7 protein-coding genes are annotated in these 18336 nt (G+C 71.8%); all 7 read right to left on the bottom strand.

The annotated features are described in order from the left end of the window. Positions 1-30 precede the first annotated feature (30 nt). Positions 31-504, bottom strand: a complete 474-nt coding sequence (locus G406_RS45205) for a histone-like nucleoid-structuring protein Lsr2 (RefSeq protein ID WP_342666195.1) — start codon at positions 502-504, stop codon at positions 31-33. Positions 505-603: 99 nt separating this feature from the next. Then, a complete protein-coding gene (locus G406_RS0107565; protein ID WP_028933381.1) occupies positions 604-1227 on the bottom strand; it encodes a hypothetical protein in 624 nt (207 codons plus the stop codon). Continuing rightward, entirely contained in the window at positions 1224-2417 is a 1194-nt protein-coding gene (locus G406_RS0107560; RefSeq protein ID WP_037075470.1) for a cytochrome P450 family protein, read from the bottom strand. The genes G406_RS0107565 and G406_RS0107560 overlap by 4 nt, the downstream gene beginning before the upstream one ends. Further along, a complete protein-coding gene (locus G406_RS0107555) occupies positions 2414-3073 on the bottom strand; it encodes a glutathione S-transferase family protein (RefSeq protein WP_028933379.1) in 660 nt (219 codons plus the stop codon). The genes G406_RS0107560 and G406_RS0107555 overlap by 4 nt, the downstream gene beginning before the upstream one ends. Continuing rightward, a complete protein-coding gene (locus G406_RS45200) occupies positions 3070-6351 on the bottom strand; it encodes a type I polyketide synthase (protein WP_051341764.1) in 3282 nt (1093 codons plus the stop codon). The genes G406_RS0107555 and G406_RS45200 overlap by 4 nt, the downstream gene beginning before the upstream one ends. Beyond that, complete coding sequence (locus G406_RS0107545) at positions 6348-11672, bottom strand: type I polyketide synthase (protein ID WP_028933378.1); 5325 nt, start codon at positions 11670-11672, stop codon at positions 6348-6350. Before G406_RS0107545 ends, G406_RS45200 begins: the two co-directional genes overlap by 4 nt. Further along, on the bottom strand, positions 11665-18186 hold the full coding sequence (locus tag G406_RS53715) for a type I polyketide synthase (RefSeq protein ID WP_156934713.1): 6522 nt from the start codon (positions 18184-18186) through the stop codon (positions 11665-11667). The genes G406_RS0107545 and G406_RS53715 overlap by 8 nt, the downstream gene beginning before the upstream one ends. Positions 18187-18336 lie beyond the last annotated feature (150 nt).

Here is an 18336-nt window from a genome sequence, read left to right as displayed (position 1 = left end):
GGCCTCCGACGATGCGGCCCTCCGCCGCCGTCAGCCAGAGAACGACGGCAGCTTCGGCTCCGGAGCGCGCGTGGCGGGCGCCGAATTCGCGGCGGCCGAATCCTCCTTCGCAGCCGCTGAGGGCTCCGAGTTCGAGGCTGTCGACGGGCGATGCGCCGCCTCATATGCCTCCGCGACGGCGGACGGGATACGACCCCGCTCGGAAACCTCGTGGCCGGCCTTACGCGCCCATTCCCGGATTTCCTGCGAACGTTCCCTACTCGCCGAATCGGACACCGCGGTCGGCCGCGTGCGGGCGCCACCACGAGTACCTCGCTGGCGCCGTGCGGCGCCGATGAACTCGTCGAGGCTCGACCGGAGGTTTTCGGCGTTCTTGCTGTTCAGATCAATTTCGTAACTGGCACCGTCGAGCGAGAAAGCTATCGTAGCGACATCTTCGCCGGTGGAGCCATCAAGATCATCCACCATCTCGACGAAGACCTTTTGCGCCATCGGGTAGCCCACTTTCTTCACATTGAATTGACACGTATCACGGGCAACGTCCCGCGAATCATAACTACATCAATATACCGGAAGCCGATACGGCGAATACGCTGTGTCCGGCTAGAGCGTTCGGACCACCAGGGCTCCGTAATCGCGGCTCGGCGGATCGGGATAGTAGTCCTTCACGATGTGCGCGCGGTCGGGGACGTGGTAGTCATGACCTCGGTACATCTCCAGCAACGGGTCGACCAGGGCACCGCCGAGACGGCGGAACGCGTAGTCCGCGGCGTCGACGTCGCCGAAGCGGCGGCAGTAGGCGTCGTAACCGGGGATCTTCGCGCCGGCCAGCACGTACCTCAAGCCCATGTCCCTGGCCGCATCGACCGGGGTCTCCATCATCGCCACGTACACGGTGCTGCCCCGCGCCCGTTTCTTGATCGAACCGGACGCCAGGTACAGCCCGTTGGCCGAAGCCAGGTCGATGTCCGGATAGTCGCCCTCATTGGTCACCCGGTCCCAGCTGCTGAGCTGGGAGACCTCCTCGGGGGCGTACCGCAGCGGGAAGCTCATCAGCGTGCCGACGACCTCGCCGTCCTGCTCGTACAGCCAGAACCCGGCCGCGAACTTCTCCAACCGGGTCGCCATCTGCTCCCGGCTCGCCCGCTGCGACTCCTCCCAGTCGGCCTCGACCGACATGATGTCGTCCAGGTCGGCCAGGCTCGCCTGACGCACCTCGAGTGTCATCGCACCTCCACGGGAAGTCGTTCGAGACCTCGGATGAACACGCCGTCCTTCCAGGCGAGCGCGTCGGGGTCGGCGGCGCAGCGCAGTGCCGGGAACCGTCGCACCACCGCGCCGACCGCCACCGACGCCTCCACGCGGGCCAGCGAGGACCCCAGGCAGAAGTGCGTGCCCAGCCCGAACGCCAGGTGCTTGTTCGGCGTCCGCGCGATGTCGAAGAGCTCCGGCCGGTCGAACGCCTCGGGATCGTGGTGTGCGGACAGGATCGAGCCGATCACCATCTCCTCGGCGGGGATCACCGTGTCGAGGAACTCGACGTCGGTGAGCGGGAAGACGCCGGTGGTGTTCTTCACCGAGGGGCACCACCGGAGGATCTCCTCGATCGCGGACCCGATCAGCTCCGGCTCGCCGCGCAGCCGCCGCAGCTGCTCGGGATGACGCAACAGAGCCCACACCCCGTTGCCGATGACGTTGCCCGTCGTCTCGAACCCGGCCGCCACCAGCAGGAACGTCATGCTCATCAGCTCGACCGGGGACAGCCGGTCACCATCCTGCTCGGCGGCGAGCAGCGCGCTGGTGAGGTCGTCACCCGGGTGACGCCTGCGCATCGCCAGGAACTGCCCCAGATACTCCTCCAGCTCGATCACCATCCGGCGCAGCTGGTCGAAGTCGGCGGGCGCGACGAGGATGCCGGTCCATTCCCGGAACCGATCCTGGTCGGTCACCGGGATCCCGATCAGCTCGGCGAGCACCGTGATCGGCAGCCGGAAGGCCAACGCGTCGAGCAGGTCGACCTCCGTGTGCTCGGCGACCTCGTCGAGCAGCCGCTCGGTCGCCTTCTCGACCGAGGGCCGCAGGTCCGCGATCCTGCGCGGGGTGAAGGCCTTCGCCACGAGCGAGCGCAACCTCGTGTGCTCGGGTGGGTCGGCGAAGAGCATGTGCTTGTCGAGACCATCGAACTCCGTGACCCTGAAGTACCGGCCCCTGGCCTCGTCGGACAGCTTGCGCTTGTCCTTGCTGAACCGAGGGTCACGCAGCAGCGCCACGACGTCGGCGTACCGGGTCACGTGCCATTCCGGCGCGTCCTGGTTCGGGTTGTGCAGGCGCACCAAGGGTGCTTCGGCGCGCATTCTGGCGAGCGTCGGCAGCGGGTCGACACTCATCTGTTCGGCCCACAGGTCGAACCGGTTCACTCAGCTTCCTCCAGTACGTGGCCGACGCGGGCCCAGCTCGGGCGGGTGCTGATCGCCGCCCACCACCTGGCGAGGTTGGGGCGCTCGGTGATCAGGTCACCGCCGTTCGACGCGACCAGGTACTGCAGGTACGGCAGCCAGGACACCTCCGCGAGGGAGAAGGTGTCCCCGGCCAGGTACTGCTGCCCGCCGAGTGTCGTGTCGGCGACGTCGAACGCCGTGGCGAGCGTGGAACGGGCGGCCGCGACCCCGGCGGCGTCGGGCGGCGGGGGCAGCTCCATGCCGACACTGCGCCGGATGATGTCGTACACCGGGCCGGAGCGGACCATCTCCCAGACCGGCGAGCTGACGTAGCACTGCTCGATGCTGATCCACTGCTCCATCAACGCCCAGGCCTGGGGATCGGCGGGGCTCAGCTGGATGCCGGGCAGCCGCCGGTCGAGGTAGCGCATGATCGCCCGGGACTCGTACAGCAGGAAACCGTCGTCCTCCAGCACCGGGACCTCGCCGAACGGCTGGAGCCGTCGATGCTCGGGCAGCTTGTCCTCGCCCTTCAGGATGCTGACGTGGACCAGCTCCGCCTCGTGCTCCTTCTCCGCGAGCACCATCAGCACCGGATGGGTGGCCGCGCTGGTGGCGGTTCCGTAGACCTTCATGAAGCCATTTCCTCCAAGGGTTCCCCGGCGAGAAGCCGCAACAAGTACCCGGTGACGGCCCGGGGGGTCGGATGGTCGAAGACCAGGGTGGACGGCAGCTCCCAGCCGGTCCGCGCGGCGAGCTCGTGTCGCACCTGCACGGCCATGAGCGAGTCCATGCCCAGCTCGGTCAGCGGCTCGTCGAGGGGCAGCTGGAAGTCCGGGGGCAGCTGCAGCACGGCACACACGTCGGTACGCACCGCGTCCCCCACCACGGTCTCCCGTTCGGTGGCGGGCAGCGCACGTACCTCGTCCGGCCATGGGGCGGACCCGGCGGCATCGACCCGCCCGCGCGCATGCGCCGTCCACGGTCCGTCCCCGGTCCTGCTGTAGACCGTCGCCGTGACGGTCTCGTCGTCGGCGCGCAGGACGAGCTGCGCTCGGCACGGCGCGGTGAGCATCCGCTCGACCGACAGTTCCGTCACCGCGATCCGCTGGGTACCCAGCACCCGGACCGCTCCGGCGTGCACCAGGTCCGGTATCGCCGGTGGGGTGCGGCCCGGAGCCCATTCGTTCTCGAAGACGGCCAGGGTGCCGGCGACGTCGAGCCTGGTGCCCAGTACCGGGTCCGGGGTGGCCGCCGAGGGTGACCGCCGTCCCGGCTCGTCGAGCCAGTGGCGGACCCGGCGCCACGGGTAGTTCGGCAATGAGCGGACGGTGCCGCCCGCCGGGTACAGCCGAGCGAAGTCGACCGGGTATCCGGCCGTGTAGAGAGCGCCGAGTGCCTCGAGCAGCGCGCGTCTCTCCGGACGCTCCCGGCGCAACGTCGGCACCGACGTCACACCGCTCTCCCGGATGTTCGCGGACAGGACCGCGTGCGGTGCCAGTTCGAGGAAGACCTGGTGGCCGTCGGCGGCCGCGGCGCTCAGCGCGTCGGCGAACCGCACCGGATCGGCGACGTTGCGCGCCCAGTACCGGGTGGTCAGGTGCGTGCCGTCGACTCGTTCGCCGAGAACGGTGCTGTAGAAGGAACAGCCGGTCCTGCCCGTCTCGACCGGTCCGAGGTCTCGCGCGAGTTCCTCGGCCAGCGGCGCCATCGCCGGCGAGTGGAACGCGTAGTCCACCTGCAGCGGCCGGCAGCGCACGCCGCCGGCGGTCAGCCTCCGCGTCACCTCGGCCAGCTGCTCGGCCGGCCCGGACAGGACGACGGACCGGGCGTCGTTGACCGCGGCGATCACCACGCCGGTGCCGGACAGCGCCTCCGTCGCCACCTCCGGGCTCGCCGCGGCTGCCGCCATCGCGCCGGAACCCTCGGCGCGGGCCATGATCCGTCCCCGGGTGACGACCAGGCGGGTGGCTTCCTCCAGGCTCAGCGCCCCGGCGACGTGCGCGGCGGCGATCTCACCGACGCTGTGGCCGATCACCGCGTCCGGCCGGATGCCCTGATGGGCGAGCCACGCGGCGAGCGCGACCTGGACGGCGAAGATGGCGGGCTGGGCGATCCGCGTCCGGTGCAGAGCCGAGCCCTCGGTCAGCTCCTCCAGCAGGGAGAACGAGCCGTACTTCGCGATCAGCACGTCGCACCGGGACACGGCCTCGGCGAAGACCGGCTCGGTCGCCAGCAACTCCCGGCCCATACCGATCCACTGGCTGCCCTGCCCGGAGAACACGAACCCGACCGTCGGTACGTCCGGCGCCGGGGTCGGTTCCACCGGACGTCGGGCGAACACCCGCAGTCCTTCGGCGACCTCGGTGGCCGACTCCCCGACCACCGCCGTGCGCCTGCTGTGATGGCCGCGCCGGACACCGGCCGTGTACGCGAGGTCCGCCAGGGCGTGCTCGTCGCGATCCAGCAGGTCCGCATACCTGACGGCGAGTTCGGTCAGCGCGTGCGGGTCACGGGCCGACAACGGCACCAGAACCGGCCCGGCGCTCGTGGGCGACTCGGGTTGCGGCGCGGCCTCGGTCAGCACGAGGTGCGCGTTGGTGCCGCTCATGCCGAACGAGCTGATCCCGGCGGCGCGCGGTGTGTCGGTCGCCGGCCAGTCGCGTGCCACGGTGGGGATCACGAACGGCGTGCCGTCCAGCGAGATCCTCGGGTTGAGCGTGCGGAAGTGCAGGTTGCCCGGAATCCGCCCGTGCCGCAGTGCCAGTACCGCTTTGATCAGCCCGGCGATCCCGGCGGCCGCCTCGAGATGGCCGATGTTGCTCTTGACCGCGCCGAGCACGCACGGCGTGCCGTCCGCCCGGGGCGTCCCGAACACCTCTGTCAGTGCCTCGTACTCGATCGGATCGCCGAGCGCGGTCCCGGTTCCGTGTGTCTCGATGTAGCCGATCCGCTCGGCGGGCAGACCCGATGACTCCAGTGCGCCGACGAGCATGGCCCGCTGGGCGACGAGGTTCGGCGCGGTGAGTCCCGCCGAGCGACCGTCCGAGTTGACAGCCGAACCGCGCAGCACCGCGAGCACCCGGTCGCCGTCCGCCTCGGCGTCGGACAGCCGTTTCAGCACGACCACCCCGCACCCTTCGCCCCGCACGAACCCGTTGGCGCGCGCATCGAACGTGCGGCACCGGCCGTCGGGCGACAAGGCCTTGAGGTCGGCCACGATCTGTGTCCCGGCCTGGTCCAGGATCAGGTTGACCCCACCGGCCACCGCGAGCGCGCTCTCCCCGCTGCGCAGGCTCTGCATCGCCAGGTGCACCGCGACCAGCGAGGACGAGCAGGCGGTGTCCACCGCGAGGCTCGGTCCGTGCACGCCGAGCAGGTAGGACAGGCGTCCGGGTGCGAAGCAGTGCGCGGTCCCGGTGCCGATGTAGCCGTCCCGTTCGTTCGACCCCAGCAGCAGGTAGTCGTTGCCGCTGATCCCGACGAACACTCCGGTGTCGGTGCCGGCGAGCCTCGACGGCACCACCCCGGCGTCGTCGAGCGCTTCCCAGGACACCTCCAGCAGCAGCCGCTGCTGCGGGTCGAGCCGGGCGGCCTCGCGCGGTGAGATGCCGAAGAACGCGGCGTCGAAGGTGTCCGTGCCCTCCAGGAAGGCGCCCCACCGCGCCTCGGTGACCGGCGCGTCCGGGTAGCGCTCGGACACCGCGTCGGTTCCGTCGAGCAGCATGGACCAGTACGACTCCGGGTCGTCGCCGCCGCCGGGGAACCGGCACCCCATGCCGACGACCGCGATGGGTTCGGTCTTCTCCCGGCGCAGGCGGTCGACCTGGCCTTGCAGCTCGCGCAGCGCGGACGCCGCGCTGACCAGCCGCGACCGGTAGCGGGCCTCGACGTCGGGGGACGCACCACTCACTGTCGGTCTCCTTCGACCCTGTCCACGGCGCCGTCGATCTCGGCGAGCAGCTCGTCCATGCTCAGGTCGTCGAGGTCCGACCCATCGGGCTCGTCGCGGGGCTCGTCCGCCAGTCCGAGCCGCTCCAGCACCTGGTCGCCCAGCGCGGTGACGGTCGGCGCGGTGAACAACAACGTCACCGGCAGGCGGACGCCCAGAGCGGCCTCGAGCCGGTTGCGTAGCTCCAGCGCCATCAACGAGTCCGCCCCCATCGCCGGGATGCTCCGCGACCGGTCGATGCGCTCGGGGTCCAGCCGCAGAACGCGACCGAGGTTCTCCGTGATCAACGCCGTGACGAGCGCGCCACGCTCGTGCGGACCGGCCGCGCTCAGCCGGTCGACGACACCCGCGTCCGCCGGCTCGTGTTCCTCGGTGCCGCGCAGCTCACGGAACAGTGAGGAGCCGGCCGCCGCCGGATAGAACTCCAGCCACTGACGCAGGTTGACCTTGACCGCGGCGACCTGGGGAGCGGCACCGGCGAGCAGCCTGCCGAGGATCTCGGTGCCCTGCTCCGGGGTGAGGGTGCCGACACCCCTGCCGGCCAGCCGAGCGCCGTCGTCGTCGCGGCCGGCCATGATGCCCGCCCGCGCGTACAGGCCCCAGTCGATGCACAGCGCCGGTTCGCCTCTGCCGGCCCGGTACCTGGCCAGCGCGCCGAGGAACGCGTTCGCCGCCGCGTAGTTGGCCTGCCCGGGTGAGCCGAGCAGCACGGCGGCCGAGGAGTACAGCACGAAGAAGTCGAGTTTGCGGCCGAGCGTCAGCTCGTGCAGGTTCCAGGCGCCCTGCACCTTGGGTGCGAGCACCCGGCTGTACCGGGCCGCGTCCAGCTCCAGCACGGTCCGGTCGTCGAGCACCATCGCCGCGTGCAGAACGCCCCGCAGCGGCGGCATGTGCTCGTCGACGTGGGCGAGTACCGAGGCCAGCTCGGCTCGCTTCGTGACATCGGCGGCGGCGACCACGACCTCCACTCCCCTGGCACGCAGCTCGTCGAGCCGGGCCAGGGCCTCGGGGGACGCCGCACGTCTGCCGAGCAGCACCAGGTGACCGGCGCCGCGGTCGGCCAGCCACTCGGCCAGCCCGAGACCGAGCCCGCCGAGCCCACCGGTGACGAGGTAGGTCGCGTCGGGGCACGTGACGGGATCGGGCTCGCCGGGCGGGAACGACGTGCGCACCAGGCGTGCCAGGTGGCGACCGCCCGGACGCAGCGCGATCTCGTCCTCGTCGTCCGGTGCGAGCAGCTCCGGTACCAGCCGCTGTGCCGACTCGCCCGCTGTCCACCGGCGGCTCAGGTCCACCCGCACACAACCGAGCTCGGGATGCTCCATGCCCAGCGTCCTGGCGAAGCCCCACATCGTGGACGCCGAGAGCGCCGACAGTCCGTCCTCGGGGTCGATGCACTGCGCGCCCTCGGTGACCAGCCACAGGCGAGGCTGTTCGCGCCACCGCCGGCGCAGGACCGCGCGGGCGAGTCCCAGCGTGCTCAGGCCCACGACGCGTTGGTCGGATTCGAGTGACTCCGACGTCGTGTGGTCGGCCGCCGTGGCGTCGAGGCTCCACAGGTGGACGATGCCCGCGCAGTCACGTCCCTCGCCGAACGACCGGGCGAGCAGCTCCTCCCACGCCTGTTCCGCGCCGTCGCCCAGCCCGGGATGCCGGTCCAGCTCGCTCGCGGCGACCAGTACACAGGGGTGACCGCGCCGCTCCAGGGTCCTGACCACCTCGGCTCCGACCCCCGAGGAGTCTCCGAGCACGAGCCACGGCGAGGTCGCGGCCTCCGCTCCGGGTGGGCGAGGAAGCTCCGCCGCCCGCCACTCGACGTCGTACAACCACCGCGCGTACGGCGTCGCGGAGGCGAGCCGGGCCACGGTCAGGCCCTCCACCTCGATGAGCGGCGTGCCCTGTTCGTCGAACACGGTCAGGTCGCCGCCATCGCGTCCGGCTTCGAGCCGCGCGTGGACCCACACCGCGCGGTCCGGCGATCGGCGCATGCGCACGCGCCGGGCGCTCACCGGGACCACCGCGACATCAGGAGGCACGGCGCGCTGTTCGGCGATCAGCCCACCGAGCACCTGGAGGCAGGCGTCGAGCAGAGCGGGATGGCAACGGTAGCCGCCACCGGCCGGTGACCGGACCTGGCCGAGGGCCTCCCCGACACCCGTCCACACGCGCTCGACGCCTCGGAACGCCGGGCCGTACTCGATACCACGCTCGCCGTGTCGCCGGTAGTGCTCGGCTCCCGGGGTTTCGGCGGTGCACCGGTGACGGATCGCCTGCGGTTGCTCGGCGGAGGTGGATCGGGCCTGGTCGGCGGCGGGTATCCGGGCGCTCGCATGCCGGACCCATGAGTCCTCGTCGCCGGCCCGGCCGACGATCTCCAGCCGCTCGCCGTCCAGCATGACCTGCATGGTGCGTGTGCCGGTCTCGTCGAGCTCCGCCATGCGTTCGAACGACACGTCCAGCAGACAGTCCCGCCCGGATGCGGCGAACGCCATCTCCAGGTACGCGGACGCCGGGAGCACACTCGCGCCGTCCACGCGATGCTCGGCGAGGTACGGCTCGGCGACCGCACGTTCCCAGATCCGCACCCCGGGCAGCGCGGCCGGGCTGATCGGCTCGCCCAGCAGCGGATGCCCCACCCGGGCCGGGCCCCGGACGGGCTCGTCGACCCAGAACCGTTCCCGCTGCCACCGGTAGGTCGGCAGCTCGACGACCCGGCGCGCACCGTCGGGGTGCTGAGCCGCCCAGTCCACCGGATATCCGTGTGCGTACAGCGCGGCCAGTGACTCCCTCAGCGTTGTGCGCGCGGGCCGGTCCCGGTGCAGCGACGCAAGCGCGACGTGGCCCGCCTCCTCGATCGCGGGCAACAGGATGGGATGCGGGCTCAGCTCGACGAACACCATCCTCGGGCCGGACGCGGCGACGGCGGGGGCGAACAGCACGGGTTCACGGAGGTTGCGCACCCAGTACTCCGGACCGAGTGATGCGCCGTCGCAGAGCCCCGCGGTCACGGTCGAGCGCATGGAGATCGTGGTCGGCACCGGGGAGATCCCCTCCAGCTCCGCCAGCAGCTCACCGGTCAGTGCGTCCACCTGCGGGCTGTGCGAGGCGACCGACACCTTGATCCGCCTGCAGAACACCCCCTCGTCGGTCAGCTCGGCCAATATCCGGTCGAGCGCGTCGGGATCGCCGGACAGGACCGTCGACCGGGGGCTGTTGCTGGCCGCGACGGACACCAGGTCGCGCGCGGGCAACAGCCGGGGACGGACCTCGTCGACGGGCAGCTCGACCAGCGCCATCGCCCCCTTGCCCGCCAGCCGCAGCAGCAACCGGCTGCGCCGGCACACGACGCGGACCGCGTCCGCCAAGGTCAGCGCGCCGGCCACGTGCGCGGCCGCGATCTCGCCCATGCTGTGGCCGAGCACGGTGTCCGGCCGCACGCCCGCCGACCGCCACCAGTGCGCCAGCGCGACCTGGATGGCGAACAGCACCGGCTGCACCACGTCGATCCGTTCGGTCGACGGCTCCAACCGGGACCGCGGCGCGTGCAGCTCGGCCACCACCGACCATCCGGTCTCGGCCCGGATCGCGGCGTCACACGTGTCCAGAGCGTCCCGGAAGGCCGGTTCGGCCTCGTACAGATCACGCCCCATACCGGCCCACTGCGAACCCTGCCCGGGGAAGACGAACACCACCTTCGGTGCGTCGGTGCCGCCCGGGCCGGTGACGAGTCGGGACGAACCGTCCCGGTCCGCCACGAGGACGGCCCGGTGCTCGTGGTGCTGACGCCGCACCGACGCGGTGTAGGCGATCGCGTCCAGCTCGGCGGGGTTACTCCGGAGCAGCTCCTGGAAGTCCGCCGTCAGTTCCGTCAACGCCGTCCCGGTGCGTGCGGAGACCGGTACGACCACCGGGCCGGCCAGCTGTTCCGACGCCGCCGGTTCAGGGGCCTCCGCGACGATGACGTGCGCGTTCGTGCCGCTGATTCCGAACGAGCTGACCCCGGCGATCCTCGGCCTCTCCGGCCGTCGGGACCAGTCGACCGGCGCGGTCGGCAACGTCAGGCGGGTGCCGGCGAGGTCGATCCTCGGGTTGAGGGTGCGCAGATGCAGGTTCGCCGGGATCGTCTCGTGGCGCAGCGCCAGCACTGCCTTGATCAGGCCGACGACGCCGGCGGCCGCCTCCAGGTGCCCGATGTTGGTCTTCACCGCGCCCAGCACGCAGGGCTCCCCGTCGGGCCGGGGCGCGCCGAACACGTCGGCGAGTGCGTCCACCTCGATCGGATCACCCAACGGCGTGCCGGTCCCGTGGGTCTCGATGTAGCCGACGTCGGACGCCGCCACGCCGGCGGCGCGCAACGCCTGCCGCAGCAGAGCCCGCTGGGCCGTCCCGTTGGGCGCGGTCAGGCCGGCGGAGCGGCCGTCGGAGTTCACCGCCGAACCCCGGATCACCGCGAGTACCGGGTCCTGGTCGGCGAGCGCGTCGGCGAGCCGCTTGAGCACCAGGACACCGCAGCCCTCGCTGCGCACGTAGCCGTTCGCGCGGGCGTCGAAGGTCTTGCAGCGCCCATCGGCGGACAGCGCGCCGGAGCTGGCCATCATGTCGGTCATGTCCCTGGCCAGCATCAGGCTGACCCCGCCGGCCAGCGCCGTGGTGCTCTCGCCGGACCGCAGGCTCTGGCAGGCCAGGTGCACCGCGACCAGCGAGGACGAGCACGCCGTGTCGACGGTCATGCTCGGGCCCTCGAAGCCGAACGCGTAGGACAGCCGGCCGGCGGGGAACGAGTGCCCGTTGCCGGTGACCGTGTAGATGTCCCGTTCGCCGCCACTGATCTTGTCGTAGTCGGTGACCACGACACCGGCGAACACCCCGGTCCTCGACCCGACCAACGAGTCCGGCGGCAGTCCGGCCCGTTCCAGCGCCTCCCAGCCGACCTCGAGCAGCATGCGCTGCTGCGGGTCCATCGCGGCGGCCTCACGCGGCGAGATACCGAAGAACGCCGGGTCGAACCGGTCCACCTCGGGCACGAACCCGCCCCAGCGGACCGCGCCGTTCACCTCCCGCTGGTCGGTCCAGCGGCCCCTCGGCACCTCGGTGATCAGGTCCTCACCGGCGTCGAGGGACCGCCAGAACTGTTCGGGGTTCTGTGCCCCGCCCGGGATCCGGCAGCCCATCCCCACGATGGCGATCGGCTCGTTCCTCTTCCGGGTCTCCTCGTCGAGCTGGGCCTGCAGCTTCTTGACCGCGAACAGGGCCTGCTTGACGACCGATGCCTGCTCACTCACCTCGGAGTCCTTCCTCGACCAGGGCGAGGCTCGCCAGCAACACGGCTTCGGCCTCCGCGTCGGACATCTCCGCGATGTCGTGTTCCAGGTCCGCCCAGTCCTCCGGTTCCTCCTCGACGGCCGGGGCCGGTTGTCCCAGCTCGCCGAGGACGTGCCCGGCGAGCGCCGCGATCGTGGCGTGGCTGAACAGGGCCGCCACCGACAGCTCGACACCGAGCGTGGCTTCCAGCCGGTTGCGCAGCTCCACCGCCATCAACGATTCGAGCCCCAGGTTGCGGAACGTCGTCGACCGGTCCAGGCTGTCCCGCCGCCGGCCCACGGTCAGGGCGAGCTGTTCGATCAGGTGCGCCTCGACCAGGTCGAGCCGCTCCCCCGGGGTCGCCGAGGCGATCCGGTCGCCGAGCGGCGTCGTTCCGGCCCGGGCCGAGGTCACGGCCAGCAGCGGTGACCCGGCGGCGCCGGGGAACGACTCCGCCCACTGCCGGGGATCGAACGTCATGACCGCCAGCTGGCCGAGGCCGGTACCCAGCGCGCGCGTCATCGCCCCGGTCACGTCGGCCATCGGCACACCGCCGACGCCCAGTGCCGGGGTGCCGGCGGGGACGACGTTGATACTCAGTGCGGTCCGGCCCTGAGCGCGGCGGGAGGCCGCGATCGCGTCGAGGACGGCCGCGTCGGCGGCGCCGCCCGGGTAGCCGAGCAGCGAGGCGACCGACGAGAACAGCATGAAGAGCTCCAGGCCGGGACTGTGCCGATGCAGGTTCCACGCGCCGGCACTGCCGCTCTGGGCGTACACCACGCCGCGCAGGTGACCCGGCAGCTCGGTGAGCCGGCCCTCGTCGGAGACATCACAGTGCACGGTCGAGACCTGGGCGCCCGCCACCGTGAGGTGACCGACCGTGCCCGACCGGTCCGCGACCACCACCTCCCGGACGCCCAGTCCGACCAGCCACTCTGCGAGTACTCCGGCGAGCTCCCGGTCGTCGGTCACGACGAGGTGGGCTCCGTCCCGGGACAGCGAGACATCCCGGAGCTGCCCGGCGGGGAACCGTTCGAGCCGCGCGAGATATCGGCCGTCCCGGCGCAGCGCCACCTCTGGTTCACGGTCCGCCGCGTCGGTGAGCAGCTCGTTCGCCAGCCGCCTGACGTCCTCGGCATCCGGCTCGGACGCCAGATCGATCCGTGTGCAGTACAGGTCGTGGTGCTCCAGCGCGATCGTTGCGCCCCGGCCCCAGAGCGCGGCCTGCCGGGGCGGCGTCTGGTGGCTGTCCGAGCCGACGATTCTGGAGTTCCGGGTCACCAGCCACAGTCGAGGCGAATCCCGCCAGCCTCGTCGCGCGACCGCCGCGACGAGCGCCTCGACCGAGGCGACCGGCTGGTCCCAGGCAACGACGATGCCCGAGGGCGGATCACCGGCCAGGTGCGGGTCCGGCTCGTTCGGCTCGATGTCCGCCGTGGTCACGACGGTGCTGAGCTGGCCGTGGTCGCGCAGCTCTCGCGCGAGCGCGTGCCCGGGGCCGTCCGGGTCCGTGAGCACCAGCCAGGAAGCGGGGTCCACCGGCGCGGGGGCCGGGAGGTGCTCGTGGCGGTGCCAGGTCAGCGTGTACATCCGGTCGTGCAGCGGATCGCGGTCGCCCGGGGGCGCCAGTGGCCGCAGCCGCACACCACCGACCTCGGCCACGACCACACCCGCGTCGTCGAACACCAGCAGGTCACCGTCGGCGCGGGCGTGTACCCAGACGGACCCACCGAGCCGGGCCCACGTGGTGAGCCGGTCGATCCCGGTCACGACCTGCACGCCGGCCCGCTCGGCGCGCAGTGCGATCAGGCTCTGGAGCGCGGCGTCGAGCAGCGCGGGATGGACGTGGTAGCCGGCCACGTGTCCGGCCGACTCGGGGAGCACGATCCGCGCGAGCACCTCGTCCGGCCCGAACCACAGGTCACGCACGGCGGCCGAGTCGCCGGTGATGTCGAGCCCGGCGTCGGCGAGCAGCCGATAGTGCTCCGTGCCGGACCGCGCCCGGGTGCACCGCCGCCGGATGTCGTCCGGTGTCTCAGCCGGCTCGCGCCGGGCCGCCGGCACGGTGGCGGTCGCGACCGCGTGCCGGACCCAGTCGCTGCCCGGGTCACCCGGGCTGCTCGACATCGACAACGCCCCGTCCCCGAGGGTGTGGACGACCTGGACGAGCGGCGGAACACCGTCGAGCGGCAACATGCGCTCGAAACGCAGGCCTGTCAGTGTCACGGGCCCCTGGGCGTCGGTCGCGGCCGCGACCGCCAGCTCGGCGAACACGGCGGCGGACACGACAGGTTCCCCGTGGACTCGCAGGTCCGTCAGGTACGGCAGCCGCGCCGGGTCGAGCTTCCGCTGCCAGTACCGGGTTCCGGGCTCGATCGACGACGTCAGACCGGGGCCCAGCAGCGGGTGGCCGTCGACCACCGCATGCCGGTCCGCCGCGAGCCAGTACCGTTCGCGCCGCCAGACCGGCGCGGGTAACGGCACGACCGTGCCCTCGGCGGAACCACCCACGCGGTCGAGGTCGAGCGTGAGGCCTTGCACGTGCAGCGCACCCGCTGCGCGCAGCATCGCGTCCCGGTCGTCCCGGTCGCGTTGCAACGAGCCGACCACACGTCCCCGCACGGCCGCCGAGGCGAGGCATCGGCGGACGTTCTCCAGCAGTACTGGGTGCGGCCCGATCTCCACGAAACTCCGGTGGCCCGCCGCGATCGCCGCGCCCACCGCGTCGGCGAATCGCACGGTGTCGCGGACCGTGGCTGCCCAGTGTCCGGCGCCGAAGTCGCTGCCGTCCCGCCAGGTTCCGGTCACGGTGCTGGCGATCGGCACCGTGCCCGGCCCACATGCGACCTCGCCGAGTGCACCGGTCAGCGCCGCTCGCGCCGGTTCCATGGCCGGGCTGTGAAAGGCGTACTCGACCCTCAGCTCACGGGAGGCCACGCCGGCTCTGCCCAGCCGCGCGAGCACCTGGGCGACCGCCTCGGCGTCACCGGACAGGACGGTGGAATCGGGGTCGTTGACCGCCGCCACCGCGACCCGATCAGCCCATTCGCCCAGCTGGGAGGCGAGGCGACCGACCGGCAGCTCGACCTGCGCCATCCGGCCGGCGCCTGCTGCCTCGCGCATCAGCCTGCCCCGGTGCCAGACGACCCGGATCGCCTCGTCGAGCGGCAGCACACCCGCGACGTGCGCGGCCGCGACCTCGCCGACGCTGTGGCCGATCACCGCGGCCGGCTCCACGCCCCAGTGACGCCACAGCCGGGTCAGCGCGACCTGCACGGCGAACAGCGCCGGTTGTGCCACGTCGGTGCGCGCGAGCCTGCTGTCGTCGGGGTCCTCGCACAGCTCGTCGACCAACGACCATCCGGACAGCGGACGCAGCAGCTCGTCACAGTCGTCGATCACCGCGCGGAACACCGGTTCGTCGGCCATCAGCCGACGTCCCATGCCCGCCCACTGGGAACCCTGGCCGGAGAAGACCAGAACGGGGCCGGGCTGCTCGTCGGGTTCGGCGCGCCCCAGCTCGACGCCACCGGGGAACAGTCCCTCGGCGACGGAGCGGAGCAGCTCGACCGTGTGCCCCCGGGTGCCCGTGACCACGGCGAGCCGGTGCTCGTGGTGGTCCCGCCGCGCTCCCGCCGTGTGGCACACGTCCAGGAGGGACGGGGGCGGCTCGGCGAGCAGATGATCCGCCATCCGGTCCGCGGCGGTGAGCAACGACTCGTGGGAACGGGCCGACAGCAGGAGCAGCCGCTGACGGTCGTCGTCCGACGCCGGGCGAGTCACCCCCCGGACGTACAGGGCGCCCCATGAATCGATCATCGTGGTGCGGCCGTCGTCAGCTCGGCTCAACGAACCGAACCCGTCCACACCGTGTTGCGCCAGCACCGGGGTCAGCACCGGATGCGGGTTGACGTCGAGAAAGACGCAGTTTCCCTGGGCGGCCAGCTCCTCGACGACCGGCGCGAACCGCCACGGGTCCCGTTCGGTGCGCGCCCAGTGTTCGGCGGTCAGCTCGGTGCCCGCCATCCGTCGCCCGGTGGCGCAGGAATGGAACGGCAGCCTCGGCTGCGCGGGCCGCACGCCGGCGAGCGCCACGCGCAGGTCCGGCAGTACGCCGTCGACGACCGGGCAGTGCGACGCGTAGTCGACGCGGATCAACCCGCCGCGAATACCGTCGTCGTGGAGCCCACGCAGGATCGACTCCACGGCGGCGCGGTCACCGGAGATGATCGTCGACCGGGGGCCCGCGAGACCCGCGATCCACACCTGGTCGGGGTGAGACCGCAGGCGCTGTGCCGTGTCGTCGGGTGAGAGTTCCAGGACCGCCATCGCGCCACGACCGCTCAGCGACGCCGCGAGACGGCTGCGCCGAGCCATGATCAGCGCGGCGTCGTCGAGGCTCAACGCACCGGCGACGTGTGCCGCGGCGACCTCTCCCATGCTCATCCCGGCGACTGCGTCCGGCTCCACGCCCCGGTGGCGCCACATCTCGGCGAGCGCGACCTGCATCCCGAAGATCGCCGGCTGGGCCAGGTCGGTCCGTTCGTTCCAGTCGTCGTCGTCCGAGGTCAGCAGCTCGACGAGGGACCAGCCGGTGTGCGGTCGCAGCGCCGCGTCGCACCGCGCGAGAGCCGCGCGGAACGCCGGCTCGACCCGCATCAGCCGTGCGCCCATCCCGGCCCACTGCGAGCCCTGGCCGCCGAACACGAAGACGACCCTCGGCCGCTGTCCGGTCGCTCGTCCGGCCGACACCCCGGGAACCTCGTGACCCGCCAGGTGGCTCCGCGCGCGAGAAGCGAGCTCGGCCCGGTCGTGGGCGGACAGCGCCAGCCGGTGGGAACCGCCGGTGTCGCGCATCGAGGACGTCAGCCGGTCGAGATCCTGACCGTCCTCGGTGTTCGCCAGCCTCCGGACGATGTCCCGCAGTCCTTCGTCGCTGTCGGCCGACAGCGTGACCGCCCGCGTCGGCGTCGTGGCGTCCCCTTCCAGCACGACGTGGCAGTTCGTGCCGCCGAACCCGAACGCACTCACACCCGCGACGAGCCGGCCGTGCTCGTCCGCCGGCCAGTGCTCCAGCTGGCGTGGTAATCGCAACCGCCACTCGGCGAACGGGATGTGGGGGTTCGGCTCGCTCACGGCCACGGTCGGGGGCAGAGCACGGTGACGCATCGACAACGCCACCTTGATCAGTCCGGCAACGCCGGCGGCGGGCTCCAGGTGCCCGATGTTGCTCTTCACCGATCCGATCGCCAGCGGCCGGTCGGACGGCCGGTCCGCGCCGAGGACGGCGCTCAGCGCACCGGCCTCGATCGGGTCGCCCAGGACGGTGCCGGTTCCGTGCGCCTCGACGTACTGGACGTCGTGGGGCGCCACGCCGGCTCGCGCGTAGGCGTCGCGCAGCATCGCCTCCTGCGCGGCCGGGCTCGGCGCGGTCAGCCCGTTGGAGAACCCGTCGTGGTTCACCGCGCTGCCCTTGATCACGCAGTAGATCGGGTCGCCGTCGGCGACAGCCCTGCCCAGTGGTTTCAGTACGACGAGGCCGGCGCCCTCGCCGCGGCCGTAGCCGTCGGCGCTCGCGTCGAAGGCCTTCGTCCGACCGTTCGGCGAGAGCGCACCGAGGCCTTCCAGCGCGGTCATCGTGTCCTTGCCGAGCATGAGGCTGACTCCGCCGGCGAGCGCCAGCTCGCACTCGCCGTCCCTGATGCTGCGCGCCGCGAGGTGCACCGCCACCAGCGACGACGAGCACGCGGTGTTGACCTGCAGGCTCGGGCCGCGCAGCCCCAGGTGGTAGGAGACGCGCGCCGGGATGATGCTCGGGTCACCGCCGGAAAGCGAGTGTTGGGTGACCAGGTCGGGATCGGCCTGGATGCCGGCGCCGTACTCGTTCCACATGGCGCCGATGAAGACACCGGTCCGGCTTCCACCGAGGCTCCTCGGACCGATGCCGGCGTCTTCGAGCGCCTCCCAGGCCAGTTCGAGCACGAGCCGCTGCTGTGGGTCGATGTGCGGGGCCTCGCGCGGTGAGATGTCGAAGAATTCCGGGTCGAACCCGTCGACCTGGTCGAGGAAACCGCCGCGGGCTCGCCGCCCACCGGTCCACCGGTCAGCCGGCATGTCTCCGATCGCGTCGGCCCCGGTGCTCAGCAGCTCCCAGAACCGGTCGGCGTCGGGCGCGCCAGGGAACCGGCAGGACAGCCCGACGACGGCGATCGGGTCGTCCGTTCGCCGAGCCGCCTCCGCGACCGGCGTCCCGTCCTCGCCGTCCAGCGCCGCCGCGAGCGCTCGCGGGGTCGGGTGGGCCCACAGCGCCGTCGGCGGGACGCGGTGCCCGGATGCTTCGCTCAGCTCGGCGGCCAGTGCTGTCACGCTGACGGAGTCGAGCCCGAACCGGGTGAAGGGCTCACGTCCGTCGATGGCCTCGGCCGGTAGTCCGCTGAGCTCGGCCAGTCGCGCGACGAGCCACTCGTACACCGTGTTCTTCGCCCAAGGACGCACGAGCGAACTCACCTCCGGCTGCAACCCCCAGCAGGTTAAGAGGATACTTAACCACTTGCTTGGATTTTAGAAAGGCAGCTCTGACCGCATCACACTGTGACCTGCATCACAAGCGTGATTGGACGTGATCGTATTGAGAACACTCAAATG

Origin of the sequence: Actinospineispora spinosispora DSM 44797 (assembly GCF_000429025.1) — a bacterium.
GTDB classification, from domain to species: Bacteria; Actinomycetota; Actinomycetes; order Mycobacteriales; family Pseudonocardiaceae; genus Pseudonocardia; species Pseudonocardia spinosispora.
The sequence above is the reverse complement of the archived record's forward strand: the minus strand, read 5'-3'. Positions and strand labels throughout refer to the sequence as shown.

Coding starts and splice junctions, on each gene's coding strand:
- G406_RS0107565 (WP_028933381.1), bottom strand. CDS start 1,227: ATGACACTCGAGGTGCGTCAGGCGAGCCTGGCCGACCTGGACGACATC.
- G406_RS0107555 (WP_028933379.1), bottom strand. CDS start 3,073: ATGAAGGTCTACGGAACCGCCACCAGCGCGGCCACCCATCCGGTGCTG.